Source organism: Moraxella lacunata (genome assembly GCF_900453205.1).
Classification (GTDB): domain Bacteria; phylum Pseudomonadota; class Gammaproteobacteria; order Pseudomonadales; family Moraxellaceae; genus Moraxella; species Moraxella lacunata_B.
The window spans coordinates 134,310-146,352 of sequence record NZ_UGQU01000001.1; the positions used below are offsets into that span (position 1 = coordinate 134,310).

The following is a 12,043-nucleotide window of genomic DNA, read 5'->3' on the forward strand; positions in this document are numbered from 1 at the left end:
AAGGAGGGCTTATGACAGCTAAAAAGCCCAAAATGGGCAGACCGACAATTTACAATGAAGAGCTGGTTGCAGAGTTTTTGTATCGGATTGCAAAAGGTCGGTCGGTGGCGAGCGTGTGCCAAGATGATGACATGCCACACCGTGCCACGATTTATGAATGGCTTGCTCAAAATGGCGACTTTTCCGACAGGTACGCGCGCGCGAGCGAACAAAGAGCCGACCATTATTTTGATGAAATGCTAGACATTGCAGACAAGGCATTGCCCGAAGAGGTGCAAAAAGCCAAATTGCAGATTGATACCCGAAAATGGGTGTTGTCAAGAATGAACCCTAAAAAATATGGCGACAAGCAAAAAGACGAAGATATGAACAGCCAAGCGATTGACCTTGTGGCACAACTAATGAAGGAGTTATCAGATAAGGGGGAATAATGTTTGATAAACTAAAAGACCCTTTATACCGACTGAATCATTTGTACTATATTACCGATAAGCACGGCAAAAAAGTCAAATTCAAGATGACCGCCGAGCAGTATGCATATTGGAATGATGAGCATAATCGCAATATTATTCTAAAGGCTCGTCAGCTTGGTTTTACCACCGAGATGTGCATTATTCAGCTTGATAGTGCCATTTTTGAAGCGAAAAGATGTGCCTTAATTGCCCATACGCTACACGATGCTAAGCGATTGTTTCGTGAAAAGGTGCAATTTGCCTACAGCCATTTGCCCGACCTTGTCAAAATGGCAAACCCACTTAAGAACGAAACCAAAGAAGAGCTTGTTTTTGAGCGTGGCGGTAGTATCACAGTCTCAACATCATTTCGTGGCGGTACATTGCAACGCTTGCACATTTCTGAATTTGGTAAAATTTGTGCTAAATACCCTGATAAAGCAAGGGAAATTGTCACAGGTGCATTTGAAGCCGTGCCACTAAATGGCAAAATCACATTAGAAAGCACCGCAGAAGGCAGACAAGGTTACTTTTTTGACTATTGCCAACAAGCTGAAAATGACCATTTAGCAAAGAAAGATTTAACCGCCCAAGATTGGCGGTTTTTCTTTTTCTCGTGGTGGCAAAATCCTGAATATCAGATGCCATCGGTGGAGCTACCAGAACGCCTTGTCAGCTATTTTAATGAGCTTAAAGCTAAGCATGGTATTAGCACCACAGCCGAACAGCAGGCGTGGTATTACGCAAAGGAGAAAACGCTTGGCGACGATATGAAACGAGAATACCCGTCAATCCCTGCCGAGGCGTTCGCCCAATCCATTGAAGGGGCATATTACGCCAAGCAATTTAGCTTTTTGTACGCCGATGAGCGTATTGTGGATGGGTTGCCTGATAATAGCCATTTGCCAGTATCTACCTTTTGGGATTTGGGGGTGTCGGACAGTACGACCATTTGGTTTATCCGTCAAGTGGGCGATGAATTTCATGTGGTGGATTATTACGAAAATAGCGGTGAGGGCTTAAATCACTACCTCAAGGTGCTAAAAGATAAAGGCTATAACTATGATAGGCACATTGCCCCACACGACATTGACAATCGGCAACTGGGGGCAAACCGTGCCAAATCATTACGAGAGTTAGCCAGTGATGGTTATGAGATTGATGGGCGGATTTACCGCATATCGTTCGATGTGGTACCACGCACGAGTAATGTTAATGAAGACATCGAAAAAGTACGCCAAATCCTGCCCAAATGTGCCTTTGATGCGATTAAGTGCGAGCAGGGCATTAAGGCGTTAGAAAGCTACCGCAAAGAATGGAACGATAAATTGGGCGTATGGCGTGATAGACCGCTACACGATTGGTCAAGCCACGGGGCGGATGCATTCCGCTATTTTGCGGTATATCAAAGCAAGCCTGTACTGGCGACGGATTTTAAAGTGAGTTTGTATTAATGAACCCTGACCATATTTTACCTGAACTTCTACCGTACTTTGCCAAATGGCAATTGGTGGCGGACTGTTATGCAGGCGAGACGGCAGTAAAAGCAAAAGGCGAGCTGTACTTGCCCAATCCTAGCCCCGCAAGCGAACCACCTGATGTCAAAGCTAAACGCTACAAAGACTACCAAACACGGGCGGTATTTTATAATGCCACACGAAAGACCGCCAAAGCCTTGAGCGGACTTGCCTTTGCAAAATATCCTTTGCTTGATTTGCCCAAAAATTTAGAGATTTTAAAAACGGATGTAGATGGGGCAGGTACGGATCTAACCCAGCACGCCAGACGAGCCTTAACCATGCTTTTAATCAAAGGGCGTGGTGGGCTTTTGGCGGATTTTCCCATTTCACACGGTGGCACAAAAGACAAAACCAAACATTTACGCCCCGTGGTTAAACTGTATGAGCCAGAACAGATTATTAATTGGCGTACAGCAACCATTGATGGACAAAAGAAACTCACGCTTGTGGTCATTAAAGAAAGCTATATCAAGTCTGATGATGGCTTTCGTGCGGAATATGGCGAGCAATTACTGGTTCTGCGGTTGGTTGATGGTGTGGCTACCAGTCAAATTTTACGCAAAGACGGTGTTGGCTATCAGCCTTTTACCGATCAAGCGTTGATTTATGATTTTACTCAAAAGCCTTTTGATGTCATTCCGTTTAGTTTTATTGGGGCAGATGACAATGATGAAACGATTGACGATACCCCTTTGTATGATTTGGCAATGCTAAACCTTGCTCATTACCGTGATAGTGCCGACTATCAAGAAAGTAACTTTATTGCAGGTCAGCCTACCTTGTTTATTACAGGGGTTACGAATGAATGGTATCGGGATGTGTTAGCCCCCAATGGCGGTGTGCATTTGGGGTCAAGGGTGGGGCAGATTCTAGGCGTAGGGGCAACCGCTCAATTGCTACAAGCTGATGCCAATAATGCCAATTTTGAGGCGATGAAACATAAAGAAAGTCAAATGGTCGCAATCGGTGCAAGATTGGTTGGCAACACAAGCAATAAAACCGCAACAGAAGCAGGGGCGGAGATTGCCGAACAAACATCATTACTGGCAACCATTTGCAACAACTTATCGGATGCTTATAGCCGTTGTTTTGGCTATCTGGGGCGTTTTGTGGGGGCTGATGGGGTGCCAACTGTCAGTTTTAATACCAACTTTGCCACCAATAAGATGACCGCCCAAGAACGCCAACAGCTTATCGCAGAATGGCAAGGGGGTGCGATTAGTTGGTCTGAAATGCGTGCAAAACTGGTAGAGGATGAAATCGCTACCATCGAAGATGCTGATGAGGCAAAAGCATTGATTGACAGCGAAATGCAGGGCTACAACTTAGATGAAATCTCTGATCAACCTTGAAAGGCTAAAAACCAAGCTAACCGATGAGTTTGGCATAACCCTAAAAGCGGTAGATGCCTACTTGCAAAAGGCGATATTCAACCGTGAAGTCAAAAGCCTAAATGGGCGTGAAATCAAGCAATTAACCACAAATGCCGACCGTGAGCTACAAGGCTTGTTTGGGGCGTATGTGGACGGCTTAAAAGCAAATTGGCGTACGCTTTTTTCCCATCGCTACAAGGTACATAGTGATGAGGCTTACAAGGCAATCAGACAACGGCTAAACAGCCCAAAAAGCCTAATGGCGTACGCCGATAAAGTTTTTGATAAGCCGCTACATCTAACTACCAATGTGGGCATCAGCCTAGATGAATTAACTAAAGCATTTGGCAAAAATGAAAGCGAGCGGATTATCCGTGCCATACGCCTAGCCCATAGCGAAAGCCTAGATAATGCCAAATTAATCCAGATGATAAGGGGCAGTCGTACCAATCGCTATCAAGATGGTATTTTGAATATCAGCACAAGACACGCCAAAACCCTTGCCCATACAGGCACAGCGATAATGGCAAGTGAGGCAAAGCAAGCCTTTATCAACGATAACAAAGACATTATCAAAGGCATTAAGGTTATCGCAACCTTAGACAGACGCACCAGCCCCATTTGTCGCCATTTGGACGGTGTGGTAATGACCCTAGATAAAGCCACTTATCCGCCTTATCACTTTAATTGTAGAAGTAGCTTTGAAATCATCTATGATGGCTACACTGCCCCAAAACAGCGTGCAAGCGAGCATGGTGTGGTAGAAAATCAGACCTATTATGAATGGCTAAAAAACCAACCTGCCCATTATCAAGATGAAGTGCTTGGCAAGACACGAGGTAAGCTGTTTCGTGATGGTGGTATGAGTGTGGAAAAGTTTAAATCCTTGCAACTGGATAAAAACTTTACGCCTTTAACGCTTGATGAGATGGCAAGGCTTGAGCCTTTTGTGTTTGAAAAAGCGTTTCCTACAAGGGCGGTATATTCTGGCGGATTGAGAAATGAAACGCCATTAACAAGCAGTCAAAAAGCAGATGTTTTGGCAGTTGCTACGAAATATGATATTTTAACTGAAAACATCCATTTTGTTGATGACGGCAATACTGCCTTTAAATTGTTGTTTGGTGAAATTGATTACTTGCAGATAGGCACTGATGTTTACCCAACAACTAATGGTAGATTCACTAATGCTAATAGTAGATTATCAATGAATGCAACGCTCGCTCACGAATTAGCAGGGCATAGACAAGCAGAATTGGCAAATAAAACGCATAGTGATTACTTACTTGAAGAGGTGCAAGCAAGTATAAGAGCTTCTATGTTTGGCATTGACTTGACTGATAATGAACGACAAATGTTATACCAAGATGCTCTTGATAGATTGGCTAAAAATGGGGTAAAATTAGACGATGTTAAAGATACTTTATGGCTTGAACCATTTAAGACTGAAAAATGAAAATTACTCACGCTGAATTGATTGGCAATAAAACCGTAATTTGGTTTAATTTGGATGGCATAGATGATTTGCCAGAAAATATCACTCAAATTATTGTGGATAGCCAAGTATATGCCATCATTAAAATGGATTATATGACTTCTATTATTGGTAGAGTAAATTTTGCGATAATGATTGATGATGATAAGCCCAATCATTTTATTGGTAAAAATGCGACTTGGGCATAAATCTAAAATTTTTTTAACCAACCCCCCCCCTTGCATTTGCAAAGGGGGGTTTTTTATTATCCGCCGTTTGTAACGGCTAACGGAGCATAGTAATGACCACCGAAAACCAAGAAACCAACACCGAAAACGCAGAGCTAGATGCCCTAAAAGCCGAAATTGAACGCTTGCGTAAGCATAACGAAACGCTTTTGGCGGAAAAGAAAGCTGAGACTGAAAAACGCAAAGCCGAGCAAGCCGAAAAAGACAAACAGGCAGAAGAATTGGCACGCAAAAAGGGCGACTTTGAAACACTAGAAAAAAGCTATCAAGAAAAAATTGCCAATCTTGAAAAGCAAATCAACGACATTCAAGCCCAGCGTAATAGCGACTTAATCAAATCACAATCGGCAAAAATGGCAAGCCAATTTCCAGTAATCCGCACAATCAAGAGATTTTACAGATGTTGATTGAAAAGCGATTGACCGCCGATAATGGGCAAGTCAAAGTAACCGACAGTAACGGTAATTTAACCATCTCAAGCGTGGACGAGCTAGTAAGTGAGTTCAAAAACGGTGGCAAGTTTGACAGTTTGATTGACGGCACAAAGGCTAGTGGCACAGGGGCAACAGGTCAAAGTCAAAAACAAGCCCAAGATTACAGCGAAGCCGAGCGAGTCGCTTTGGCAACTTCCAACCCAACTTTATTTAATCAATTATTTAATTCATAAGGAGGCGTTATGCCTAGACTTAGCGAAGTCTTTAATAAAAATGTGGTGTTATCTTATCAAATCAAAGACAACCTACAAAAATCCAAGTTTTACACTTCTGGGGCGTTTGTGTCGGATAGCCGATTGCGTCCGTTATTAACCAGCGGTTCGGCTACCTTTGAAGTGCCATTTATCCACCCCATTGATGGCAACCTAGAAGCGAACTACGGCAATACCATTTTGACCGATATTGCCATGCCTAGAAGCATTGAAGCCAGTAAATCAAAGGGGCGTGTGGCATTTTTAAATGAGGGCTTTGTTGAAAGCCGATTAGAAAGCTATTTGTCAGGTAAATCACCGTTACAGCTTATTGCCCAGATGATTGATAACTATTGGCTACAACAAGCGGAAAACCGTGCCATTGCGACCGTGTTTGGCTTGCTTAACTACGATCAAGCCAATGGCAAAAAGCTAAGCCACGACATTTCAAAGGCAACCGCTGATGACACATCAGGCTTTGATGTGAATGCCTTTATTGATGCCGAAGGTTCGCTTGATGAGGCATACCAGGGCAAGGGGTTGATGATTGTACACCCACTTATCGCAACCAAAATGCGTAAGCAAAAATTAGTAGAAAAGGTTACGACCAGCGATAACTTAACCCCTGTAGAAACCTACAATGGACGCACCATTGTTCAATCTAAGGTCGGCACGATGATTGGTACAGGCAAAAATGCCAAGTTTGTCAGCTACCTACTGGGGCGTGGGGCGTTTGCTGCTGATGTGGCGGTAGGCTATGATGATTTAGAATTAGAACGCACGGCAAATACAGGCAATGGTGCAGGTCATACTACCCTTTGGACACGCCGTAATATACTTATCCACCCACAGGGCTTTAGCTTTGTCGCTGAATCCAACACCCTAACTGGCGGCACAAAGAATGAGGCTTTATCCGCCAGTTGGACGGATTTACAAAAGGCGGAAAACTGGCGATTAGATGCCAACGCCGATGCTACCCCAATCCGCTTTTTAATTACCAACCTATAAGGAGTAACCCATGGGATTGCCAAAAGACAAAGTAAAACCTGCTTTCAATTACACCTATCCGTCCGAGCGTGATTATGCCGACGAGTCAAAATCGGCATTGGGCAATATGCAGATGACCGACCCTGCCAAAAGTGGGGGCGATTATGGCATTAAAGACCCTGAAGTTACCGAAGAGCTGACAGGCAAAAAATCTGAAACTGGTAATGGTGCGTAACGCTTAGTAGCACTTAAAAAAGCACTCAATTTTTGGGTGCTTTTTATATGGGGGAATTATGCTTGAATTATCCGACATTGACAGCGTTTTTACCAATGAGAACGACAGCGAGAAACAACGCATTTTATTGATTGTAAACGCCTATCTATCCGCCAAAAATCTAAGATGGCAGGGCGAAATGCCACAAGCCATTAAACAGGCAGGCGTGGAGTTGGCACAGGGGTTTATTGGTGGCGAATTATTGCAGGGTCGTACCGAGAGTGTAGTGGCTAGTAAATCGGTCAAGGCAGGTGATGTGTCAAGCTCAAAAACCTTTAGCACCGCCGACAAAGACCGTGCAATGGGACAACATGAGATGATAGCGTTGGCACTCATTGAGCCTTATGTGGCAAAGTTTGGGGGCATGACTCAAATATGGGTAAATAGGGGCTAAAAATGGGCTTGCGATTGGAAATTGACAGCGACCTAAAACAGGCTTTTAACACCGATTTGGCGGACGCTGTTACTGACTTTACCGCCACACGCCAAAGCGATGATGACTGGGTCATCAATGACAACGGCACACCAACCGAAGCCTACACAGGGCGTGGGGTGTTTGGCTCATACAGTGCGTATGAGACGGACGGGCAAGTCATTGGTATTCATGATGTTAAGTTGATTTGCTTACAATCCGAAGTTACAGGCACGCCCATGATTGATGATGTCATCAATGATATGCGTGTGCTTAGTATCGCCAAAGACCCTGCCGATGTCAGCTACACAATCCAATTAAGGGGGCTAAATGTGGACAACACCGCCTAGTCTATTTGCCGATGAAGTGGGCGATGAGTTAGATAGGACGTATCGCAAATTTGCCATCAATGTATATAACAATTTGCAAGCCCTAAGCCCTGTCGATACAGGGCGTTATAAACGGTCTCATCATATCAGCATTGGCAGTCCTAGCTATGCCGAGACAGGTGGTGGCATTGGCTTGGTGCTTGGATTGCCAAGGCATACTTACCCCCTTGTGTATTTCCAGAACAACCTGCCGTATGGCTTACGGCTTGAACATGGGCATTCACAGCAAGCCCCCACAGGGGTGTACTTGAACGCCTTCAATAGTGCGGTGGCAAGCCTATGAATAGCTTAGAAATTGAACAAATCATCTTAACCCATATCGCAACATGGCAACATTTTGACTCAAAACGCCTAGCACGGGATAACCGTAACATAGCACCACCCAAAGACGGTGTATGGGGGCGTGTGTCAATTTTGGGCGGTATTAATGCCATTGCAAGCCTATCTGATGAGCCGTGTGTCTTGCAGGTAGGTACACTTGTTGTACAGCTATTTTGTGCGGAAAATCAAGGCACGGTTAAGATTAAGACGTGGGCGGATAGCCTTGCTAAGCATCTAAAAGCTAAACAGCTAGGACGGCTTGAATTATTAGCCCCTAGCATCATCAGCGTGCCGTCTAATGACGGTATTTATCAAATCAATGTAGTTGTGCCGTATCGGTACTACTAAATTTTCTTAAAGGCATTCCCTACAGATCATCTTGCCAATCTGTGGGGATTTTTTATGTGGCAAGGAAAAGTTATTCGGAGTGAATATGAGTGACAAGCTTGTAATGGTTGATGATGGTCAGCCAAAAACAACAACCCTACAAATTGCACAGGGTTTGGAGTTAAAGCACAAAACCGTTTTCCAATTGGTAAATAGCTATTTGCCTGATTTTATGGAATTGGGTGATGTTGTATTTAAAAAGACGAATTCGGCATTTGAAATGCGAAATTCCACACAGGGTCGCTGGACAAGGTATGCTGAACTTAACGAACAGCAAGCCACGTTTTTAATGACCCTTATGCGAAACAGCCCAAAAGTGATTGCCTTTAAAAAGGCATTGGTGCAGGCGTTCTTTTATGCTCGCTCATTGCTACAAAGTGAGACGATGGAGCTAATGCAACAATACACCTTGCTTAGCGACTTAAAAGAGCGTGAACAGGCATTTGCCAGTTTGTGCGGTAAAGGTCTATCGGACTGGAAAAAGAGACGAGACGACCTAAACACCGCCATTTTGTCCGTCCAAGAACAAATGCAACCCCAATTACCTTTTAACAGCCCATAGGGCTTAGGAGTAGAAATTATGTCAAGTGGTGCTCGTGTCGTATCAGCATACGCAAAACAAAGCGATAAAACATTACCCCTTACAGGGTGGAAAATCTTACCCAACATCACAAACGGCTTAACCGTATCTACCGAGCTGACAAATAGTGAAATGCTATCAGGCGGACGTATCGGCAAGGCAGGCATGGTAACATCTGCAACCGTGCAAGGCGATATTGAAACTGAGATGATGTTTGGGGCTTATGATGACTTATTGGCAGGTGCTTTTTGGAATGATTGGTCGGGGGAAACGCCTGATACGCTAAGCATTGGCACAACCAAACACCAGTTTGCCATTAGCAAGGACTTTACCGACATTAACGTCAACCACGCCTTTTTGGGGTGTGTGGTGTCAAGTTTTGGGCTAACGGTTGATACATCAAGCCTTATCAAGATGAAATTTGGCATGACGGGTATCGGCTATCAAGAAAGCAAAACCGAGTCGTTCGCCAAAACCCCCACGCCAACACCCGATACGGTCAAGGCAAGTGGCTTGTCTATTGGCGAGATTAAAGTGGATGGCACTAAGCTTGATGTATGCGTCGAATCGTTTAGTCTTGATATTGACAACCAAACCGAAGTACAAAAATGCTTGGGCGATAACATCTACGGCGGTAATGTGCTTGCCATGATTGCCAACATTAGCGGTAGTATGACGATTGCATATAGCCAAAAAGCCCATGAAATCATCACAAATCAGCTCACAGGGCAAACGCTAAGCCTTGAAGTTCCTATCAAGTTTGGGGATAGCCAATACGTGATCAAAATCCCCAAATTCCAAGTATCAGGCGAAATTCCAAGCCCTAGCGGTACGGATTTGGTAACGGTTGATGTCAATTACACCGTGGTGGACGAAAGCCCAATTTTGGAAAAACATACAGCATAAGCCCCTAATACTGGGGCTTTTTTTAATGGGATAAAAAACATGAAATTAAATCTAACCGACTTAAAAAAGCCAAAGATTGAAACGGTGGTTAGCCGTGGTATTAGCCATGGCGGTTTACAGCTAACACTTGAAGTTAAGCATGATGAAGCCTTTAATAGTGCTTTTGGCAAGGTTGCCCCTTTGCTTGATGTTAAAAAGGTTGGCAAAAATGACTTAAAGCGTGAAAGCCAATCGGATATTACTAATTATGAAATGCTGTTGTTCGTCATTGGCGAATACTGCATTAAGTCTTGGAATATCACAGATGAAAACGACAAAGACGTGCCTATCAATGGCGATAATTTTCTGCTTGTCTTAAATGCTGTGCCAAATTTACAAGATTTTATCGCAAATCTACTACATGAATTTGGGGCGATGATTAACGAGTTTGGCGAAAAGGCGGAAAAGATTAAAAAAAAGCCGAAAGCTACGACTTAGACATCACGCCAAAACGCATTGAAATATACAAACGGCTCGGTCTTGATGTGCCTAAGCCGTGTGTGCTACTTGACAATGCCGTGATGATATACCGCCTAGCGTGCCGTGAAAGACGATATATAGACGGCACGCCCATGCCAATCTCTACAAGTGATATTAGTAAAGTGGTAGCGGTGCGTGGGTCGCTACTGCCACGCCCCTTGCTTGATGATGTGGTATTTATTTTTGACGGTCGTAAGCTGTAACTGTTGCTATTTTGTTGCTGTTTGGTGTAAGATATAGACTCGGTTTAACTTGGAGTATTAAGATGAAAAAGTTTTTATTATTTGGTCTTGTATTGGCTTTGGTTGGTTGTGGGCAAGATGAGACAAAGGCGGTGCAAGAGCAAAAAGCAGAAGTTGCAACTAATGAAGTCAAAAAAACAGCTGTCAAAGAAACAGGCATTCGCACGCTTATTATCAATGACATTAGCGAAATTAACGCCAATGCCGAGCAAATAAAAGCTGAGATTAGTGCAGAAGATAGGGCATTGATTGAAGAGTACTTTTCTAGGGCAGAAACGCTAAGATTGGTAAGTGGCGATAAATCAATGTTTGGTGTGTCTTTGGGAGAAGCGATTGAAAAAACCAAAAATCACTTTGAAAAGAAATCTGCTATGGATGACAAAATCATCGCTTTTAATGAAATATACAAGGCGGAGCTGGTCAGTTTTGACAAAAGCACCAAATATAATGACGGCATGGATTTAAAGATAAAATTTACCAACTTGTCCGATAAAGTGGTATCTGCGATTGATGGCTGGGTGGAGCTGGAAGTGGAAGGTATTGAGAAGTCTGACAGTTTACACTTGGGCACGCACAAATTTGACAAGCCATTGGCAAAAGGTGAAAGTGCAGAGATTACCCGTTGGACGGAAGCTAATTCATTAGCCACTATTAAAATAGAGCAGGGTAATGCGATTGCGAAAATGTTTTTTAAAGACGTTACCATATTGTTTGATGATGGCACAACTGACGAAGTGAAGCAAATGTACTAAGAGCGAATACCCACTCATTGAGTGGGTTTTTTCATAAACAAAACCCCAAACTTTGCAGAGTTTGGGGTTTTTTTAATTTAACCCCTAGTTGAGGTAGGAGTAAATAATAAGTGAATTTTACCATAGATTTGAGTAAATTGGGAGAATTACCGATGTCAAATTTGTTAATTTTGGGTGTGTTTGCCTTGCTGATTGTATTTGTGTGGCGATTGCCAAACATTTTAAGCGAATGGCGAAAGTTTAAAGATGGGTGAGCAGGGGCTAACCCTAAAAAGCAAAAACCCCAAACTTTGCAGAGTTTGGGGTTTTTATTATCCAATTAACCATAACTTAATAGGACAACATGTGAGTAATGATAAACGATTTTTGATAAAATTGCTAGGGGTTTTTATGATTGAATTTACCAATGTAACGCCCGAGAAGGTTGGAAGATTGCTTTGGAAAATCACGGCAATGATTTGTATCATTATTGTGTTTTTTAAACTGCCTGATTATATCAATGCAATCAAATGGTGGTAGGGC

At 43.2% G+C, this 12,043-nt stretch carries 19 protein-coding genes; all 19 read left to right on the forward strand.

All coding sequences use genetic code 11. The features are described 5' to 3' along the window. Window positions 1-11 precede the first annotated feature (11 nt). On the forward strand, window positions 12-431 hold the full coding sequence (locus DX073_RS00800) for a terminase small subunit-like protein (RefSeq protein WP_115004663.1): 420 nt from the start codon (window positions 12-14) through the stop codon (window positions 429-431). After that, complete coding sequence (locus DX073_RS00805; protein WP_115004665.1) at window positions 431-1,906, forward strand: terminase; 1,476 nt, start codon at window positions 431-433, stop codon at window positions 1,904-1,906. The genes DX073_RS00800 and DX073_RS00805 overlap by 1 nt, the downstream gene beginning before the upstream one ends. Then, the gene (locus DX073_RS00810) at window positions 1,906-3,324 is read left to right on the forward strand and encodes a DUF4055 domain-containing protein (RefSeq protein ID WP_115004667.1); all 1,419 of its coding nucleotides are present in this window, start codon (window positions 1,906-1,908) and stop codon (window positions 3,322-3,324) included. The genes DX073_RS00805 and DX073_RS00810 overlap by 1 nt, the downstream gene beginning before the upstream one ends. Further along, window positions 3,302-4,801, forward strand: a complete 1,500-nt coding sequence (locus tag DX073_RS00815; protein ID WP_115004669.1) for a minor capsid protein — start codon at window positions 3,302-3,304, stop codon at window positions 4,799-4,801. Before DX073_RS00810 ends, DX073_RS00815 begins: the two co-directional genes overlap by 23 nt. Next, on the forward strand, window positions 4,798-5,028 hold the full coding sequence (locus tag DX073_RS00820; RefSeq protein WP_115004671.1) for a hypothetical protein: 231 nt from the start codon (window positions 4,798-4,800) through the stop codon (window positions 5,026-5,028). Before DX073_RS00815 ends, DX073_RS00820 begins: the two co-directional genes overlap by 4 nt. A gap of 92 nt (window positions 5,029-5,120) precedes the next feature. Further along, a complete protein-coding gene (locus tag DX073_RS00825) occupies window positions 5,121-5,474 on the forward strand; it encodes a hypothetical protein (protein WP_115004673.1) in 354 nt (117 codons plus the stop codon). Then, entirely contained in the window at window positions 5,468-5,734 is a 267-nt protein-coding gene (locus tag DX073_RS00830; RefSeq protein ID WP_115004675.1) for a hypothetical protein, read from the forward strand. Before DX073_RS00825 ends, DX073_RS00830 begins: the two co-directional genes overlap by 7 nt. Before the next feature lie 9 nt (window positions 5,735-5,743). Further along, window positions 5,744-6,760 carry a hypothetical protein gene (locus DX073_RS00835; protein ID WP_115004677.1) on the forward strand — a complete coding sequence of 339 codons (1,017 nt, stop codon included), beginning with the start codon at window positions 5,744-5,746 and terminating at the stop codon, window positions 6,758-6,760. 10 nt (window positions 6,761-6,770) lie between these two features. Continuing rightward, a complete protein-coding gene (locus DX073_RS00840) occupies window positions 6,771-6,974 on the forward strand; it encodes a hypothetical protein (protein ID WP_115004679.1) in 204 nt (67 codons plus the stop codon). A 58-nt stretch (window positions 6,975-7,032) separates the two neighbouring features. After that, complete coding sequence (locus DX073_RS00845; RefSeq protein ID WP_115004681.1) at window positions 7,033-7,407, forward strand: hypothetical protein; 375 nt, start codon at window positions 7,033-7,035, stop codon at window positions 7,405-7,407. 2 nt (window positions 7,408-7,409) lie between these two features. Beyond that, window positions 7,410-7,775, forward strand: coding sequence for a glutamate 5-kinase (locus DX073_RS00850; protein WP_115004683.1), 366 nt, complete (start codon window positions 7,410-7,412; stop codon window positions 7,773-7,775). After that, entirely contained in the window at window positions 7,756-8,097 is a 342-nt protein-coding gene (locus tag DX073_RS00855; protein WP_115004685.1) for an HK97 gp10 family phage protein, read from the forward strand. Before DX073_RS00850 ends, DX073_RS00855 begins: the two co-directional genes overlap by 20 nt. Next, the gene (locus DX073_RS00860) at window positions 8,094-8,483 is read left to right on the forward strand and encodes a phage tail terminator-like protein (protein WP_115004687.1); all 390 of its coding nucleotides are present in this window, start codon (window positions 8,094-8,096) and stop codon (window positions 8,481-8,483) included. The genes DX073_RS00855 and DX073_RS00860 overlap by 4 nt, the downstream gene beginning before the upstream one ends. 85 nt (window positions 8,484-8,568) lie before the next feature. Continuing rightward, window positions 8,569-9,084, forward strand: a complete 516-nt coding sequence (locus tag DX073_RS00865) for a Rha family transcriptional regulator (protein WP_115004689.1) — start codon at window positions 8,569-8,571, stop codon at window positions 9,082-9,084. Between the two features lie 18 nt (window positions 9,085-9,102). Beyond that, a complete protein-coding gene (locus DX073_RS00870) occupies window positions 9,103-10,008 on the forward strand; it encodes a phage tail tube protein (RefSeq protein WP_115004691.1) in 906 nt (301 codons plus the stop codon). Window positions 10,009-10,047: 39 nt separating this feature from the next. After that, window positions 10,048-10,485: a hypothetical protein gene (locus DX073_RS00875; protein WP_115004693.1), complete on the forward strand. Its 438-nt coding sequence runs from the start codon at window positions 10,048-10,050 to the stop codon at window positions 10,483-10,485. A 47-nt stretch (window positions 10,486-10,532) separates the two neighbouring features. Continuing rightward, window positions 10,533-10,730 carry a hypothetical protein gene (locus DX073_RS14025; RefSeq protein WP_147279659.1) on the forward strand — a complete coding sequence of 66 codons (198 nt, stop codon included), beginning with the start codon at window positions 10,533-10,535 and terminating at the stop codon, window positions 10,728-10,730. A 62-nt stretch (window positions 10,731-10,792) separates the two neighbouring features. Further along, window positions 10,793-11,521: a hypothetical protein gene (locus tag DX073_RS00880; RefSeq protein ID WP_115004700.1), complete on the forward strand. Its 729-nt coding sequence runs from the start codon at window positions 10,793-10,795 to the stop codon at window positions 11,519-11,521. Window positions 11,522-11,911: 390 nt separating this feature from the next. Further along, complete coding sequence (locus DX073_RS14620) at window positions 11,912-12,040, forward strand: hypothetical protein (RefSeq protein WP_258556840.1); 129 nt, start codon at window positions 11,912-11,914, stop codon at window positions 12,038-12,040. Window positions 12,041-12,043: the final 3 nt, after the last annotated feature.

What these genes read in the sequence shown, in the direction of transcription:
- DX073_RS00800 (WP_115004663.1), top strand. Translation starts at nt 12, where the DNA reads ATGACAGCTAAAAAGCCCAAAATGGGCAGACCGACAATTTACAATGAA.
- DX073_RS00805 (WP_115004665.1), top strand. Translation starts at nt 431, where the DNA reads ATGTTTGATAAACTAAAAGACCCTTTATACCGACTGAATCATTTGTAC.
- DX073_RS00810 (WP_115004667.1), top strand. Translation starts at nt 1,906, where the DNA reads ATGAACCCTGACCATATTTTACCTGAACTTCTACCGTACTTTGCCAAA.
- DX073_RS00815 (WP_115004669.1), top strand. Translation starts at nt 3,302, where the DNA reads ATGAAATCTCTGATCAACCTTGAAAGGCTAAAAACCAAGCTAACCGAT.
- DX073_RS00820 (WP_115004671.1), top strand. Translation starts at nt 4,798, where the DNA reads ATGAAAATTACTCACGCTGAATTGATTGGCAATAAAACCGTAATTTGG.
- DX073_RS00825 (WP_115004673.1), top strand. Translation starts at nt 5,121, where the DNA reads ATGACCACCGAAAACCAAGAAACCAACACCGAAAACGCAGAGCTAGAT.
- DX073_RS00830 (WP_115004675.1), top strand. Translation starts at nt 5,468, where the DNA reads ATGTTGATTGAAAAGCGATTGACCGCCGATAATGGGCAAGTCAAAGTA.
- DX073_RS00835 (WP_115004677.1), top strand. Translation starts at nt 5,744, where the DNA reads ATGCCTAGACTTAGCGAAGTCTTTAATAAAAATGTGGTGTTATCTTAT.
- DX073_RS00840 (WP_115004679.1), top strand. Translation starts at nt 6,771, where the DNA reads ATGGGATTGCCAAAAGACAAAGTAAAACCTGCTTTCAATTACACCTAT.
- DX073_RS00845 (WP_115004681.1), top strand. Translation starts at nt 7,033, where the DNA reads ATGCTTGAATTATCCGACATTGACAGCGTTTTTACCAATGAGAACGAC.
- DX073_RS00850 (WP_115004683.1), top strand. Translation starts at nt 7,410, where the DNA reads ATGGGCTTGCGATTGGAAATTGACAGCGACCTAAAACAGGCTTTTAAC.
- DX073_RS00855 (WP_115004685.1), top strand. Translation starts at nt 7,756, where the DNA reads ATGTGGACAACACCGCCTAGTCTATTTGCCGATGAAGTGGGCGATGAG.
- DX073_RS00860 (WP_115004687.1), top strand. Translation starts at nt 8,094, where the DNA reads ATGAATAGCTTAGAAATTGAACAAATCATCTTAACCCATATCGCAACA.
- DX073_RS00865 (WP_115004689.1), top strand. Translation starts at nt 8,569, where the DNA reads ATGAGTGACAAGCTTGTAATGGTTGATGATGGTCAGCCAAAAACAACA.
- DX073_RS00870 (WP_115004691.1), top strand. Translation starts at nt 9,103, where the DNA reads ATGTCAAGTGGTGCTCGTGTCGTATCAGCATACGCAAAACAAAGCGAT.
- DX073_RS00875 (WP_115004693.1), top strand. Translation starts at nt 10,048, where the DNA reads ATGAAATTAAATCTAACCGACTTAAAAAAGCCAAAGATTGAAACGGTG.
- DX073_RS00880 (WP_115004700.1), top strand. Translation starts at nt 10,793, where the DNA reads ATGAAAAAGTTTTTATTATTTGGTCTTGTATTGGCTTTGGTTGGTTGT.
- DX073_RS14620 (WP_258556840.1), top strand. Translation starts at nt 11,912, where the DNA reads ATGATTGAATTTACCAATGTAACGCCCGAGAAGGTTGGAAGATTGCTT.